The 16,303-nt window shown below is 49.0% G+C and carries 12 protein-coding genes; 8 read left to right on the plus strand and 4 right to left on the minus strand.

What is annotated here, in order from left to right:
* Positions 1–45: 45 nt before the first annotated feature.
* Positions 46–852: an alpha/beta hydrolase family protein gene (locus Pla110_RS08795; RefSeq protein WP_144995229.1), complete on the minus strand. Its 807-nt coding sequence runs from the start codon at positions 850–852 to the stop codon at positions 46–48.
* A gap of 548 nt (positions 853–1,400) precedes the next feature.
* On the opposite strand from Pla110_RS08795, the gene Pla110_RS08800 reads away from it, so the two are divergent.
* From Pla110_RS08800 to Pla110_RS08810, 3 genes are all read left to right on the plus strand, one after another.
* Complete coding sequence (locus Pla110_RS08800; protein ID WP_144995231.1) at positions 1,401–2,285, plus strand: hypothetical protein; 885 nt, start codon at positions 1,401–1,403, stop codon at positions 2,283–2,285.
* A gap of 75 nt (positions 2,286–2,360) precedes the next feature.
* Positions 2,361–2,870: an alpha/beta hydrolase family protein gene (locus Pla110_RS08805; RefSeq protein WP_144995233.1), complete on the plus strand. Its 510-nt coding sequence runs from the start codon at positions 2,361–2,363 to the stop codon at positions 2,868–2,870.
* Between the two features lie 390 nt (positions 2,871–3,260).
* Positions 3,261–4,436 (plus strand): DUF3500 domain-containing protein, encoded by a 1,176-nt coding sequence (locus Pla110_RS08810; RefSeq protein WP_144995235.1) that lies wholly within the window; start codon positions 3,261–3,263, stop codon positions 4,434–4,436.
* A 196-nt stretch (positions 4,437–4,632) separates the two neighbouring features.
* On the opposite strand, the gene Pla110_RS08815 is transcribed toward Pla110_RS08810, so the two are convergent.
* On the minus strand, positions 4,633–6,246 hold the full coding sequence (locus tag Pla110_RS08815) for a hypothetical protein (protein ID WP_144995237.1): 1,614 nt from the start codon (positions 6,244–6,246) through the stop codon (positions 4,633–4,635).
* 253 nt (positions 6,247–6,499) lie between these two features.
* Here Pla110_RS08815 and Pla110_RS08820 point away from each other — a divergent pair, with 253 nt between their 5' ends.
* Positions 6,500–6,664, plus strand: a complete 165-nt coding sequence (locus Pla110_RS08820; RefSeq protein ID WP_261342414.1) for a transposase — start codon at positions 6,500–6,502, stop codon at positions 6,662–6,664.
* Between the two features lie 475 nt (positions 6,665–7,139).
* On the opposite strand, the gene Pla110_RS08830 is transcribed toward Pla110_RS08820, so the two are convergent.
* Positions 7,140–7,655, minus strand: a complete 516-nt coding sequence (locus Pla110_RS08830) for a hypothetical protein (RefSeq protein WP_144995243.1) — start codon at positions 7,653–7,655, stop codon at positions 7,140–7,142.
* Between the two features lie 199 nt (positions 7,656–7,854).
* Here Pla110_RS08830 and Pla110_RS08835 point away from each other — a divergent pair, with 199 nt between their 5' ends.
* Together Pla110_RS08835 and Pla110_RS08840 are read left to right on the plus strand one after the other, a co-directional pair.
* Positions 7,855–8,250: a hypothetical protein gene (locus Pla110_RS08835; protein ID WP_144995245.1), complete on the plus strand. Its 396-nt coding sequence runs from the start codon at positions 7,855–7,857 to the stop codon at positions 8,248–8,250.
* Between the two features lie 419 nt (positions 8,251–8,669).
* Entirely contained in the window at positions 8,670–9,662 is a 993-nt protein-coding gene (locus Pla110_RS08840; RefSeq protein WP_144995247.1) for a YHYH protein, read from the plus strand.
* A 191-nt stretch (positions 9,663–9,853) separates the two neighbouring features.
* On the opposite strand, the gene Pla110_RS08845 is transcribed toward Pla110_RS08840, so the two are convergent.
* The gene (locus tag Pla110_RS08845) at positions 9,854–12,970 is read right to left on the minus strand and encodes an inverse autotransporter beta domain-containing protein (RefSeq protein ID WP_197440604.1); all 3,117 of its coding nucleotides are present in this window, start codon (positions 12,968–12,970) and stop codon (positions 9,854–9,856) included.
* Positions 12,971–13,414: 444 nt separating this feature from the next.
* On the opposite strand from Pla110_RS08845, the gene Pla110_RS08850 reads away from it, so the two are divergent.
* Both Pla110_RS08850 and Pla110_RS08855 read left to right on the plus strand, forming a co-directional pair.
* A complete protein-coding gene (locus tag Pla110_RS08850) occupies positions 13,415–14,041 on the plus strand; it encodes a sigma-70 family RNA polymerase sigma factor (protein WP_197440605.1) in 627 nt (208 codons plus the stop codon).
* Positions 14,038–16,287 (plus strand): serine/threonine protein kinase, encoded by a 2,250-nt coding sequence (locus tag Pla110_RS08855; RefSeq protein WP_144995251.1) that lies wholly within the window; start codon positions 14,038–14,040, stop codon positions 16,285–16,287. The genes Pla110_RS08850 and Pla110_RS08855 overlap by 4 nt, the downstream gene beginning before the upstream one ends.
* Positions 16,288–16,303: the final 16 nt, after the last annotated feature.

A 16,303-nucleotide genomic window follows, 5' to 3' on the forward strand; every position in this document is an offset into this window, starting at 1 on the left:
TCAAAGAGGGCAAACCTATTTGTTGGGAGAGGCTCAAATGCAGTCTCATTCAGAGCGGCTGTGCTTGACCACGAATTCCACAATCGGCGCCGGATTTTTTAGACTGTGTGGGTGATGGCCGATGCCAGGCTTGGAGATAACTGTGATCTCGCCACCCAGGTCCTTGTAGCGTTGTTCAATGATGGCCGTATTCTCTTCCACCGGTACCACAACGTCAGCGGTGCCAACCACGTGGAGTAGCGGGATTTTGGCTTTGGCCAGAGGCTCAAGATTGTCAATGGGATTCTGCAGCCAGTCGAGAGCCTGTTCCTCCGACAAGCCGTAGCACTGCAGACATTTCTGCCAGTCACTGGGACTGCCCTTCCCTTTTCCTTTGCCGCCTGGCCAGCTTTTGAAGTCACACACCGGAGCGTCCGCGTAGATACATGAGACCTTGTCGGGGTTTTTGGCGGCCCAGTTATAAATGATCAAACCGCCGCGGCTCATGCCTTCCAGAGCAACCTTGTTTGCAAATCTATGTTCTTCCGTCAGGAATCGGTAGAACTCGTCCCAGATCGCCACGGCTTTGGGCGAACCGAACAGGCCACCGACCTCGGCGTAAACGACGTGGAAGCCTTTCTCCAATAAGGCTTTGTCGGTCTGAGGTTCGTGGCCGAAAAAACGAGCACGCCAGATCCATGGCTTGCCCGGCGACACATTTTTGGGCACGACCACGATGCACTGAGTGCCGTCGTGCACAAAATCGTAGCGGTCAAACCCCTGAAACTGACTTTGTTTACCGGGAAACGGCGGTTCCGCATGTACTGAAACTGCGCAAAAGACCAACAACAACGTGCTTAATGCGACTTTCATTTTCCTGCTCCGATTCGTTGGTTAGCCTGTGTATTCAGGTCTGGAGTTGATTTGAGGTCCGAGCGACCACCCGGCCCAAGTTGCCGGTCAGACCGTTATCTGCCTGTTGCGAGCGAAGAATATAAACGCGTTTCCCCGACACCCTGCATCACAGGGCTTAGTGTTCGACTGAGTCAGGGAACTGCTTGAGTAGAATTATTGCGACGATGCATAAGTCGGGCTCGCCGGTTAACAGTTCTCATGCGTTATTTCGCGATACTCTTGCGTCCAGAAGTACATTTTCACAACAAATACGACACTTCAGTTTATGCGTCCATCAAGCAGAATCAACCTTGTTGCCATTCATTATGAGCGAATGCAGCTGCGAGAAATGAAATCAGATATTATCAGATATTAATTGAAATATTTATCATACAGTATAACTGTACTCATTCTTGAATTTAAGAACACCGTCATTCTTCCGATCGTATTGTCAGAAATACGTTTATTCAATTAACATGGATTGCCTCAATCACCTGATATTCATAAATAGGAATACGAACTGTATCATGCTTTGCAAGTCCATTCTTTATACAACACTCCTTTCAATAGCCTTTTCGAATCACGTCTACGCTTCGGAAAGCTTGATTACCTATTCTTCTAACGGTGAACTCTTTTCTTCAGGAAAGGATGATCCAGCCATAATCCTGGAAAGCAAGTCGAAAGGAGTCGCCTGGATAGCCTCAACAGACCCCTTGGTTAAGGATTTTAATATAGACGTGAATGTTTCAGGGATTGAAGCCTCTAACGGAGGTTATCAATTTCGATTGACAACTCTGGAGGCAATCACTGCTAAGGGAATCGGTGAGAATGATCATGGCTTAAGTATTGCTTATGTTTACTTTGCCGCCAAGCATGGAAAGCTTGCTCACATTTATATCACCTATCGAAGCGCTCAAGGTGAATTGTGTTCTTTTGATCGCAATGGCAAGTGGAGTGCCGGATGGAAACCAACAGTCTTGTCCTGGGATAGCAAAAGGTCCTACCGCTTAAGTGCAAGACGCACCGCGGGTGAAATCATCTTCAGAGTTTCTGATTCTCAGGGGAACCAAGTGACCTCGGCACCGATTGACTCTTCAACAATTAAAGGCGGAATGGACCCCTGTAATTTCATGCTGGGTGACGCCATGACATTGAACAGTGGCGGGACAATGACCGTTAATGCAGTCACCATCAACAGTAATAGCGTTGATTTGAAGCAAGCGACCGTTGGGCTCCCCGTAAAGCGAAGATTACTCAATGGCCTACCTTATAATGGACTCTTTACGTTTGAAGGTCATCAAGGATATCTCCAGATACCGGAGAACTACGACCAAAATAAAAAGCATCCATTCATGTTGTTCTTTCATGGTCGAGGAGGCTCCGCACGGAATCATAATTTCGGTTCAACTTAGTTTGCTGATTTCAGGAAGTTGTGTTCTGAGAGAGGAATTATTGTTGCCGTTCCCGGTTATGGATCTGGTTGTTGGTTGAATCAGGAGGCAGAGGAGATCACGCTGGAGATGATCGATCATCTGGAGAGTCGGCTTTCAATTGACCCACGGCGATTTTACGCGATGGGAGTTTCCATGGGCGGCGGGTCCGCATTGGTCTTTACCGGTCGGCACCCGGTAAAAGTGAAAGCGGTCTGTGATGTCTTTGGTATTACTGATTATGCAAAATTCCACTACCAAGGATCTTACAATGATTCCCTGAAAGCTGCTTTCGGGGGTTCTCCGTTGCAGCAACCTAAGTATTATTCTGAACGTTCAGCGATCAATTACATTAATGTCTTAAAAAACAAACCAGTCTTAATTCTGCATGGCGATCAGGATGCTGTTGTCCCTCAATCGAACTCCGATGATATGGTGAATAAACTCACCGTCGCTGGTGGAAAAGTGAAATATTTTGTCGTTCCAGGAATGGCTCACGATAATGCGATCATTAAGAATCTGGAACATAAGGTCCTTAATTATCTGATGGGAACTGAAAGTCAGTGAAACTCGAAATCTGGTAGCCCGTTGATTTCCCCTACGCGCTAGGCTCAGCAATTGTTATTCTTGCTTTCACTTCTATCAGTCGCAATTTTAACGGAGGAACGGAATAACATTCGATATACGCGAACATGAATGTGAATCGATTCCCCCTGGCGTCTATTTTCGCATGCACATGAGCAGTTACTTCGAACGGATCGACTCTCAACAAGGTATCGCTTGGCGTTGTGACGATTTGCTCTCACTGAGATAGTGTCGATGATCAACGGTGTGAATCGGCCCCCCAACGTTACCGTTCAGATACAAGCGAACAATTGACTTCAGAAATGCGTAGTGGACGACACCTTCATGTCCTCTATCACCCAACGGCCTCTTTTTAGATGACAGGAAAACATCATGAACGCTACATCACGATTTCCACGCTGGATTGCAGTGACGACCGGTCTACTTCTTTGTTCGACCGCGTTTATCTTGGCCTACGCCCAAAGGCCGGAAAGCCGTCGTGGTGGTGCATCAGTAGTCGATGAGCCCTATGTTGGTATTGTTACATCAAGCGGCCCTCAAGATGACTTGTATAGCATCGAGTCCAGCGGAGTAACAACACAACCCGTTCGTGTAGCAGCGGAAAAGTTCCTGGAGGGCTTAACCGAGCAACAACGAGAGCGAACCGTTTTTCCAGTTGACGATAACGAATGGAGAAAGTGGGACAACCGACACCGAAGTCCGCGTCAGGGTGTCGGCTTTGACGAGATGACCGATGAGCAGCGATCACTTGCTTTGAATATGCTTGGGCAAAGCCTGAGTGCCAAGGGACTGAAGAAAACTCAGGACATCATGAAGCTAAACGGCACATTAGCTGAATTAGCGAACAATTTCGACGAGTACGGCGAGTGGCTGTATTGGATCACAATTATGGGGAAACCATCTGAAACTGAGCCTTGGGGATGGCAACTCGATGGTCATCATCTCGTCATCAACTATTTCGTTCTGGGAGACCAAGTCGTTATGAGTCCCGTTTTCATGGGATCGGAACCGATCGAAGCCAAGCAGGGTAAGTTTCAGGGAACGATCGTGATGCAAGACGAGCAGGACAAGGGCTTGAAGCTGATTCAGATGTTTAGCAACGATCAACGATCCGAAGCCATCCTGATGGACCGGAAAGATGGAAACAATAATTTGACGGAAGCTTATAAGGACAACATGGTGCTGGACTACGCGGGGATCGTCGGCTCGAAACTCGACGACGGACAAAAGGAATCTTTACTGCGTTTGATCGAAGAGTACGTGGGCAATATGCGAAAAGATCATGCATCCGTTCGTATGTCAGAAGTGAAGCAGCACCTCGATGAAACCTACTTTGCGTGGATCGGTGGCACAACCGAGCAGAGCGTGTACTACTACCGCGTCCACAGTCCCGTCATTCTGATTGAATTCGATCACCAACGTCGTGTCGCTCCTTTTCGTACTTCCGAACCGACGCGCGATCACATCCATTCCGTCGTCCGGACTCCGAACGGCAACGACTATGGTAAAGACCTCCTGCGTCAACACTACCACAGCCATACTCATTAACTGCGGAGCAATTAACCGTGAATCGATGACTGCGAATCGCGATTGAAAGCCTCAGTGAAATGGGTTGGTTGCACATCCGTCAGAAAGCCATCACTCGCAGGAACATAACTATCTACGATCAGCCATATTCACTATCGGCTGATTATTGTTACGATCGGGCAACATTCGTGAATTCATATTCTCGTGAATGTGAGCTTCATTCGTACCAGAACGAATAGAGTTGTGTTTGGCGTAGTGTGAACCGCAAACTCACGGCTTTTCCTTGAGCTTTCTTCAGATCGCCAGACGACCAGCGGAGAGCCGCGCGGGTGTGATCGCCGGTAACTGGCTCGGAAACGGCGATCGTTTGACCTGCTTCATCAAGAACTGAAACGATAATGCTGCCAGACTCGGCATCCGCATTAATACGTAAGGAGTTCCCGTCGAGTATAAATGGCGTCGTCAGTAACGTCCCCTCTTCTTCACCGGCATCCAGCGAAATGAACCCATCGCGGCGGAGCACAGCCAGGCAAATCGCTGCCCAGCCGTCTTCGAGATCGGCTTGCTCGTGCGCCGTCAGCGATGAGGGATCGCGTGGACTCCCGTCAGAGTTGCGAGTGTAAGGTGGGATTCGCGTTTTGAAGCCGGTGTAGTAAAACCACAATTCCTCTCCCATCACCAATGGGCGGCTGGGTGGCATAAGTTGCTGTCGATCGAAAACTCCCGTCAAGCCATTGTCGACTGCTGACGGCGCAATAAATGCCTTGCGATCGCCTAATCGTTTCCAGTCCGTGAGGTCGCGTGACATTGCTAATTGAATGTGGTGGAAGCCAACCGTGTTATTGCGATCGGGTAATGACAAGCCAGTGGGGTAGTAAATCATGGGGAGCCCGATATAGACGCCTTCGTAAGGAAAGACGGAAAGGGAGTAGCATTCTGCCCGCCACGTAGGGATGTGCCCCTTGGGAGGCTTGAAGTCGTCCGTGGGTTCCGGGTCCACAAATAATGGAGTTGCCAATCGCGGGTCCTGAATCCGCTGACGAATGACATCAAGGGCTATCTGCTGGTCCTGGTCATCCGTGCTAAAGCAGAGACGTGGGTTACTCCATTGATCAAAATCTGTACTGACAGACAATGCAGCTGCGCGTCCATACTTACTGGACGACTTCAGAATGGCTAGATAGCGATGGCGATCCTCATCGTAGGTCAGGGTGGAGGTATCGCCAGACGGTATGCGGACATCTGCCGATTTCGTCCAGTGAATACAATCGCCACTAACGACTGGAAAACGTCCGTTGACTCCCAGCAGTCCCTTGTAACGCCGACCGGGATCTGGGTCACTCGCATCATAAATAACGTTAAAAAGGGCATTATCTCCCCATCGCAGGTCGCGTTCTACGAAAACTCGGTTATTGCGTGATGATCCACGAACAGTGACTCCTTGATCCAGGTTGGGCTTAGTCCAGTGGATACCATCTTTGGACGTTGCTAAGGCCGCACCGATCTGATTGTGATTCTCCATTGGGAACGCCATATAGACCATCCGGAATATGTTTTCTTCGGGCGACCACATTGGAATCGTTCCGTACGTCTGCACTCGACTACCGTCGGAGTCCACGTCGGGCTTAAGCACGGCACCGCGTTTCGTCGGAGAGTGCATCGTGCTGTGCAAGCCGTCGATTTCCTGAATGGTGGTGGCATCCAGAAACAGTTGTCGCTGCCCTACGGGAATAGTGCGGACTTCTTCCGCAACCGTGGGAGCATGCGCAAAAGTGGCTAACACAAGCAGCAACACGGCACAGGTCACGTACCGGTGAACGTAAATCGGCATTTCTAATCTCTTTCAATGGTGGAGTAACCCACGTTTCTGCGTGCTACCGTGACAAGCGAACCAGACAATCATAGCATAGTATCGGAAATCTCCGTCGTCGATATGCTCGATATCTCTGTGCAATCTTTTCGAAGATGCCGTAAGGCGTTGAGCTAACAGTAAACTGCATCGGGTGTCCCGACCACTTCCAATTCTGGAGTCAATCAGTGGGCGACTTCGTTTATTCTTGAACTGTCTTGCTAAAATCGAATTAGTGCTTCTTCTCCCGAAGAGTCCGAACATGAATGCGTATCTCGAACGATTCATGAGAAGTCTGAAATCGGAGTGCCTGAACAAGATGATCTTCTTCGGTCAACGCTCACTCGAACGGTCACTGAAGGAATACGTGGTACGTTACCACGCTGAACGGAATCAATAAGGTCTCGACAATCAGTTGAATGAGCCTGGTGAAAAATTGGAAGCGTCGCTGACATGACCGAATCACGTGAACGTCTCGGTGGGCTGCTCAAGTATTACTACCGCGACGCTGCGTGAAACGACTTTGCTCGCCGGCCACTATTCTTGTAACGATTTTGGCTACCGCTGCGCTCGGAAGGTCATTTTCGTGTCGAATCAGATACCAATTTAATGACTGCAGAACGAATCTCGTTCGAAAACCATCCTTCATCAGCAACACTACCACTTAGAATCGCTCGGTTTCAACGTCGGCTAAATAAATTTACGATACGGCGTACTGTCCGATTCGTAATGGGTCAGCAGATCCAGTCGATATAAATCATCATACTCATAGGTCGTTATCACCCCGTTAGCGAGATCTGTACGGACAAAATTCCCGACGGCATCGTAGGAGTACGTGATGACCTCCGGTGTTGACTTCGATATCAATCATACTTTTACGGATAGCGACAACCCATAAGTAACCACACACCAAACTGTCTCACCAAAATTTCAATATTATTATCACCGCATTCAAATCGTCGATTTGAAAAATCAAGAATATCCTGTTTCGACGATGCGAGGCGAAGTGCAAAATAACGATGCTCGTCAAAACGATGTCGAATAAAAACAACCACATCATCTCGACTAGCGATTTTATCTTGGCTTAAGCTCACCGCAAAGTCTTCCATGAAACGATGAAAATCACAGGCACGTTTGTTTTCATCCTTTCGCTTCAAGGCACCCGGGGATCGTTTCTTAGTCTTCACATTCTTAGGGCTAGTCTCATCAAGTAGAAAAACTACTGAATCCTTAAGGGAAATGTCTTGTTTTCCCATTGATCGCAACAACTCGTCTAATACGCTTTGGCATGCGGACAATAAATCCTTATCTCGTATTGCATCTGGATCATTCTGCACTTCGGTTCCCCCTTGCAGACTTCGGGCTCGTTGGGATTTGCCAATGAAACTCATGTTTACGTGGATCCCCATTCATGCGAAAAACTTCGCATAAGGTTCTTTATGTAAGTGATCCCGGATTTGACCAGTCTGGTGATAATCCACTCGGAACAGTTGGTATGACGAGTTTCGGTACGTTCGTTCTCTTCGGGGTTTAGCGAAGCCGATTCCCCAGAGCCTTCCGCCACGTCCACCAAAAGAAACCTCAACAGGCATGTCCATAAACTCCAAGTCTGGTACTTTCCTCAATTGCGTAACACGACGATATGATCCGAAAATAGTTGGCAAGTATATCACAATAGAATGCGTTTTTCCAAACTTTCGACTTGCCAATGCTTGTGCAATTCTTTTTCCATGTGACTGTGCTGAGCCGGCCTTCAGTGTCGTAGGGAAAAGTACGCGTAAGCCCCATCGCATTGGTCTCGGTCAGCACTCACTCGGACGAGCGCTGAATGAATACGTCGCCCATTACCATTCCGAGCGAAATCACCAGGGACTGGATGATCAGCTGATTGATCCTGATGAAGTAGTCGGAAGCCTCGCCGGTAAGATCGAATGTCGGGAACGTCTCGGTGGGTTGCTCAAGTATTACTATCGCGACGCTGCTTGAAACAGGCTCGAATAGATGTCGGTCCTCGTGTTGTGATTCCGCGCTACCGTTGCGCTCGTAAGGTCATTTTCGAATCGAATCTGATAGCAGAGTTCAATTCGTGAAACGGATCTCGTTCGAAACCCGACGCTCGTCAGCAACATAACCACTTGGAATCATTCGGTTTCAACGTCGGCTGAATACTTTTACGATACGAGGTTGTTTGCGGATCGACTTCGAGAACATAATCCAAGTTGTGAGACCAGTCTCGCTCATATACCGTGGTTCGTTTAGAAAATTATCGCTTAAGACAACTTGCTTTCATGGTCAGCTACACACAATGTACGATACATGTTCAATTCGTTGTCGCCTGTCAGCGAATAGAATACGATTGGATAGAACTATATTTGTTTTCGAACAACAACTCCAGGAGTACAGAAATGACGAAACATTGCAAACGGAGCTTTCCAGTTTTGTTTTCCTTTCTAAGCATTGTTGTCCTCATTTCTGGCTGCGGCCCTCAGGCAGAAACGATCCCTCAGAAAGTCGTGCAATCGGTGAACCCTGAATACTTCATCACCGACAGTCTTGTTGAACCGATCAAAAAGGAGATGCGAACACTAAGCGATGGAAGCAAAGCAGAATGCTACGTCATCACAACCAAAAGCGTTCCTACCGATCATCAAATCGGTCCCTGGGCACCAAAACACGTAACTGACGGGAAGGACAAGGGTGGCATCTGGATAAAAGACGGGCATGTCTACGACGTCTCTGGCGAATTCGTCGCTCACCTGGACGAACTGTACGATGACCCGGAATGGAACCTCGTCCGTGAAGATGGAAGCATCAAAGTCACCGACACGAAAGAAGTTTTTGACCTGGCCGCACGTCCTAATGTTGATCCGCGTTACCACAATCACGCCGTCGAGTGCCCTCCCGATATTATTGAATGGCAGAGCAACCATAACGTCTACGTCATTCCTGTGAACCCTGTTTATCGTTCGGTCGCGACAGACTTCCATTCCGTAGGCGACGGGCATGGACCGGTCGGAGTCGCCTTCAATGGGGTCAAATACGATCCGCCCGCTCCCATCCACATGATTATCAAAGCGCATACGATCGCCCCGTTTGATCATTCAGGAGGCCATGTCAATCCAAACGCTGGTTATCACTACCATGCAGCCACAGGCAAAACCAAAGAAATCGAGCAAGACGACGAGCACGCTCCTTTAATCGGTTACGCTTTGGACGGATTTGGTATTTACGCTCATTTAGACAAGAACGAAAAAGAGTCTGCTGATCTCGACGAGTGCAGCGGGCACTATGATGCCGTTCGCGGTTACCACTATCACGCTAGCGCAGCGGGGGACAACCAGATCATTGGTGCTTTTCGCGGGATCGCGGGGTCAGCAAGTGTCGTTAAACCTGACTAAGGTGAGAAGGTACTTTCATGGACTCATCGACAATCATTCGAGTCAGAGTTACTGCAGATTCTTCGATTAATTGAGTCGTTTATACTCCGGGGTAAGTTCTCTTTTCTTTTATTAAGAACTGATCCGACGGACTTTGTATTTCGATCATCTCTAGAACAACTGTTCCGGTAAGTAGCTTTTGCAGGGTAACCCTATTCGGCATCCCCTTCCACCAGCGTGTTGTTAATGCTAATTGCGCCGTAGAAACTGTCGGTGGGGATGCTGAAGATCTCACCCGCGCCGGTGATTAAATTGCTTTCTCCGGTGAGAACCAGAATATCATCGATCGACTCAAAAATCAGTCCACGATCAATCAACGTTGAACTGGTATCCAGAGCGAAATTGTTACCCGAGAACTGAACGTTGCTGTCTTCACCTACATGCTCGAACAGAGCGCCTGTCGCGCTGTCTTCTGACGACGTCAACAGCGTGGAAAATATCGCCACGTTCGATTCGTTACCAAGGTCAAACAAGAATCCGGTCTGATTTGACTCGTCCAGGAACAGGTAATTTGTATTCGTGGCAATGGTCGACTCGCCAGCCGTCTTGACGTCAATTGCGGTGTCATTCACTCCATTCAACCTGAACAAGTTCTGCTGCATGGTGATGGAAGTCAGTTTACTGGTGGAAAGGCCATCGAAGTCAAAGGCAACTTTGTCCCCATCCTCTGTGACGAACTCGTTGCTATACAGCGTTGTAGAAGAGGTACCATTCCAGTCGATATCTAAACCTGCCACTGCAGAGTTCGCCAGATAAACATCATTGCTGTGCAGTATCACCCCGAGGGTCGATCCCGCACTACCCGCCAGAGTTTCAATCTGAATCGCAGAACCGTCATTTGCCGCCAGAATAGAGTTGCTCAGGGTAAACTCATAAGCCCCTTTCTCGTCTGCCAGGAATCTGATGCGGTTATGGTCGGCGTTTCCGTTCGACTCAAGTAACGATTCATCGATATTTACCAGACGAGTGTTAAAGGCATCGACTCCCCATTCATCCACATTCCGAATGAAGGCATGGGAGAGGTATACCTCGTTTGAGTCAACCACTTTTAACCCGGTCTGATTTCCATCCAGAAGCATGAACTGGAAAGCGACCTTCTCCGATCCGGAAACGTAGATAGCCGCTTCCGCTCCAGTAATAGTACCACCTGACGAGTCTTCTTCATCCCCAAAGACAATGACTTGACCATCGGTATCTACCACGCGGATACCATATTGAGCATCCGAACTGGAAACACTATCCAAACTGATATCAACCGTGGAACCTTCTACATCCAGTGCGGTACCACTGACGGTTTCAATCGATCCTTTGTTGATCGTTACATCATCGCTGTTACTAATCGCGAGGCCAGTTCCATTTTCGTTAGAAACATTTAACTCATCAACAGTGATACTTCCACTGTTGTCAGTGAGCTCCACCCCGTCACCATTGCCTGCGAGTGCAACATCCACTGTTCCGAATGAGACCTCGCCTTCGAAGTTTTCGACAATGAGCCCATGATTACCGGAATCTTCAATGCTGGTATCCCCATTAAACGTAACGGTTCCATCTCCTCCATTAATATGAAGCGCGGTCCCCGATGTATGGTCGATTGAAAGATCGTTGAAGGAGAGGTCCTCGTTGATTCCAGCGAGATAGATTCCCTGTCCTCCCGATCCACCAAAAGTCAACTCGTCAAAGGTGATCGATCCAGCCGAGTAGTTGACAATCTCCATCCCATAACCAGTGGAGTCGTAAATTCCGGCATCCAGGTGAATATCCGCCCGGTTATTCAGTATCGAGACCCCGTTCCCTGTACTGCCTTCGATTGTGATGTCATCAAACACAAATGTTCCAGCAACATTGTCGAGACCAATACCACCACCTGAGTTCTGAATATCGATATTTGAAGCGTAGCCGTTCGTTGATCCGTTTGCATAAATTCCATATCCCCCCGCACCGTCCACGACGAAGCCTGCAATCTCGGCGTTGGACTTAAGCTCAAATGCATTGCCTACGCTGTTAGTCAGGGTCGGCAATTCCGAACTGGACGTTGCCGTTGGTAGAAAATAACTACTAAGGGTTCCGTTCTGCATAAGATAAGTTCCCCCTTCACCATAAATTCGCTGTCCTGTTGCAACCGTGACGGTCTCTGATAGAACGCTGCCACCATGCACGAGGATGATATCCGCACCGGATGCCTGCGCATCCGCGATTGATTCAAACGGATCGTCGACCGAGCCAGCATGAGTTCCCCCGGCAGGTGTTCCGTTCGAGGAGACGTGCTTAACCGTCAGCTCGTCTCCAGAGCCTGCTCCCTGACTACTCAGGTCACTTCCAGCACTGGTTACAGACAGGCCGATCTCGTTTTCTACTCCATCAGCAACGATGACGTTGTAGTTACGATGCACAAACCCTTCAAGCATGTTAACAGGTCGACTCGTTTTCGATCGACCAGGACCGCTCGGGAACATGTAATGAATCGCCAGCATGACGTTGTTTCCAAACGTGTCGTCGCTCGTATACTCGACCTGAGTCTGGAATGATTCGCTCACATCGCCTTGCAGTCGCACCTTGTATCCGTCGATGTCCTCACCCGCATCTCCCTCAAAGTGATACAGTCCACCGAACAAACGTACGTTATGGTCTTCAGTGAAGTCTGTCGGGATGAGATAACCAATCTCGACATCGACCCCCTGATAGGCCTGATTGGTTCGGCGTTCGAGGTCGTAGATGATCGAGGTCCCTGAATACCGGTAGTTGCTATCCCGAACTCGGGTATCTCCCTGGGTCTCCCCGATCGGGAAATAGAAGTTTGCCCGAGCGTCCCATTTTTCGGCATAGGTTTCGAGACCGAATCCCAGCTGATGAAACATGTCTTCGCTGGTTTCGTCAATATCATAAAAGAAGTTGGTACCGATGACTGTCTTGTTAGCCACTTCTTGTCGATACCCAAGACCGATGTTTCCACCATACTGCAGATCGTTACTGAGAAAGAAGCGGAAGTCGGTAAACCACATGGTTCCGTCTTCAATCATATACGGCATCAGTTCAAGGTTGGTGATGGAATCATCTCGACCGAAGGTCTGCAAAGCATTGTAACCCAGTCGCCCGATAACGCCGGGGCCATCTGCAGATTTTTCCTCCCGGTCCCTCCTTCGGCTCTGACGATAGTCAGTCGTTCCATCGTTCGTTCCTTCCTCGTCACTGACCGTTCTGCTTTCAGCGTAGGCACGCGTTTCGAGTGAGCCGATAAGAAGGTGCTCGAGGGGAGCGAGCGAAATGTTCAAAAGCAGCGAAGCTCCAATCAGAGAAGCTGACCGAAAAAAGCGTTTGAATAGAGAATGGGCCATAGTGATAGACTTAAAGAGGATTCATGTGCTTGAGACTGCAATTGAGAGAGAGGGGGAGGTTCTATGCAAACAGAGAAATTGGGTCAATTACTTTTGAAGCAAAAAAGCGTTTATTTACTATCGAGAAATTGTCTAAGTCTTTATACACAAGTGGCTTCTGTCATCTGAAACTGAAAATGAAGGTCCCTAGGTTATCTAACTCCTGACCAGACAACCGTTAACAAATTTCGGTCAATCTTACAAAATTGCAAAAAGAGAAATTTTTTTGGGCGGTTTTTGATTGGGGTTGCAACGTGCTATATAATGGCAATTCTCCTGACCAAGTCACTAATGAAGGCCCGATGAGGCTAGAGTCTGCCCTGACTCCACAGTGAGGTTCTTTTGACCGACGACGAGTACCTGACAACTGGACCACTTGAGCCGTTGATCGACTCTGCTCGCCAAGGGAATAGTGAAGCACTTGGTGAGCTATTGATGGTCTTCCGCAGGTATCTGGTCTTTCTGGCACGCACGCAGTTACATCACCATATGCAAGCCAAAGCAGACCCTTCCGACCTTGCTCAAGAAGCCTGTCTCGCGGCCCATGGAAATATCGCGAACTTCAAGGGGCAGACGATTGACGAGTTCACTGCCTGGCTGCGGGGAATTCTGACCAATATCGTCGCAATGCATCTACGAAAGTATCTCGGTACTCAAAAGCGTGATCCCCGCCTGGAACAGAACATCAATCATAGCCTTACGAATGTTTCGAACTTTCTGCAATCAGGTATCGCTGGAGACATCACGTCCCCCAGTGGGAATTTCGAGAGAAATGAGGCCTTTCTGCGGTTGGCGGAAGGATTGGAGAAATTATCTGATGATTATCGACGTGTCATTGTACTGCGCAACATCGAAGGCATGAGTTTTAAAGAGATCGCTCATTTAATGGGAAAGACTGTCAACGCTGTCGAGAAACTTTGGGTCCGCGCACTTGCAAAACTCCGAGAGAATGTGGGGGATGCAGAATGAAACACGATGACTCCCGGCACAGTCATTCCTCTTTCGATGCCTCGCTAGATGATGTTAGTGATGACGCACTTGTACACGCGGTTAAGCACTATATGTCTCTGATCGAAGAGGGAGACGCGCCGCCACTGGAAGTCTACCTAGACCAGTGGCCGGAGATCGCCGCCGTACTTCGCCCTGCGTTGGAGGGGTTGGCACTCATTCATCATGCCGGAGATAAGCCTTCAGAATCATCTCAAGAAAAAGGCAATTATGCGACCGTTGGTAAGCCCATCGGTGATTTTCAAATTGTGCGAGAAATCGGCCGTGGTGGAATGGGAGTCGTATACGAGGCGATTCAACTTTCCCTCGGTCGACATGTTGCCCTCAAAGTTCTTCCTCTCGCCAGCGGTTTTGACGAAGTACGCCTGCAACGATTCCGAAACGAAGCCCATGCGGCTGCTGGTCTGCACCATACAAATATCGTCCCTGTATTCGCTGTGGGTGTTGATCGCGGAGTCCATTATTACGCGATGCAGTTGATCAATGGACAGACGTTATCTGATGTCATTCAAGAAATGCGAGAAGTCAATTCTCTGGAACACCTTTCTTCGAACCACTCACAATCGACTAGTCGCGAGGAAGAAAAGTCTGTTTCTCACTCGGTCGGTGCACAGGAGCAAAGCCAGATTGAAACGGGTCGGCTCGAATACTCAACAGTTCTGAGTAGCGATACCGCCACCCGACAACATTACTACAGGTCTGTCGTACGCATGATTCATCAGGCATCACTCGCCGTCGAACATGCGCATCAGTACGGCGTGGTACATCGCGATATTAAGCCGGCCAACCTGTTACTCGATTCTACTGGTAAAATATGGGTGACCGACTTTGGACTCGCGCAGGTTCAGGCACTCGATACGGGTTTGACCCGCACGGGTGACCCGATGGGCACGCTCCGCTACATGTCACCGGAACAGGCGGCGGGGAACAAGGGAGCGATCGATCATCGAACAGATATCTACTCGTTGGGAGTCACCCTGTACGAGTTGCTGACATTGCACCCAGCCATCGTGGGAGACGGTTACCGGGACCTGATCAACCATGTTGTGGAAAAGGAACCTGTATCCCCTCGCAGTATCGACCCTGCCCTGCCATCGGAACTCGATACGATTGTGATGAAAGCCATCTCAAAGAATTCCGCGGATCGGTACCGCGACGCAAAGTCCCTGGCAGATGACCTTGAACGCTGGATCGAAGACAAACCGATACAGGCACGTCCGCCGACTTTATTTGATCGACTGTCAAAGTGGCGACGGCGGAACAGTGGACTTGTGGCCGTTGTGAGCATCATTCTGTTTCTGGCAACACTCGGGTTGGGAGCAACAACCCTGCTTGTTTTGAAAGAAGAGCGTCGCACAGAACTGGCCCTGCAAGCCGAAAGAAAACAAAGAGAACTCGCGGAAGACAATTACAGACAGGCCAGGAATACCGTTGACTCCTTCATCGACCTCAGCGAGGCCAGTTTACCATTTTTCCAGATGGAAGAACTTAAGGAACTGCGACAGGAGTTTCTCCAGAAAGCGGTCGATTTTTACACCTTGTTCCTGAAACAACGAGAAAATGATCCGGAACTGGCTGATGTGGTCAGTACAACTAAGGCACACATCGCCAGATTGAGTTCTGAACTGGAACTTTTGAATCGGGTAATGCCACTCATGTTGCTCGAAGTTCCCCAGATTCGACAGGAAGTCAACGTTTCCGAGAAAACTGCTAACAAGATCGTGCAATCGATAAACGAGTTCGATACTTATCGGCGAACCATTGAAGATTCCAGCGATGAGAACGTGAACCAATTCAAACAGGTTATTGAAGACTTGAGCCTGAGTCTCGACAATATGCAGATCGAGCGTCTGCATCAGATTGGGCGGCAACAGCGTTTGCCCTTCACTTTCAAAACCTCAGAAATCATGAATGCACTCGATTTGACCTCGGAGCAACGAGTCGAGATCAATCGAATTATTGAATCGAATCGTCCACCGATGGGAGAGAACCTATTTCATAAACGGGGTCCAAAAGGGCCGCCAGGTGAACCCCCAACTGACCGACATCATGAGGATACGGTCGAAAAAACGGTCAAGGAGATACTGGCCAGCCTTTCACCAGTTCAGCAGAGGAAATGGGAGGTCTTGATTGGGGAACCGTTCGAGTTCGAACGTCGCAATGGCCCCCCTTTCCGACCCAATCGACCTGGCGGTCCGCGCCCCTAACGATTAAGTATGCTCA

Origin of the sequence: Polystyrenella longa (assembly GCF_007750395.1) — a bacterium.
GTDB classification, from domain to species: domain Bacteria; phylum Planctomycetota; class Planctomycetia; order Planctomycetales; family Planctomycetaceae; genus Polystyrenella; species Polystyrenella longa.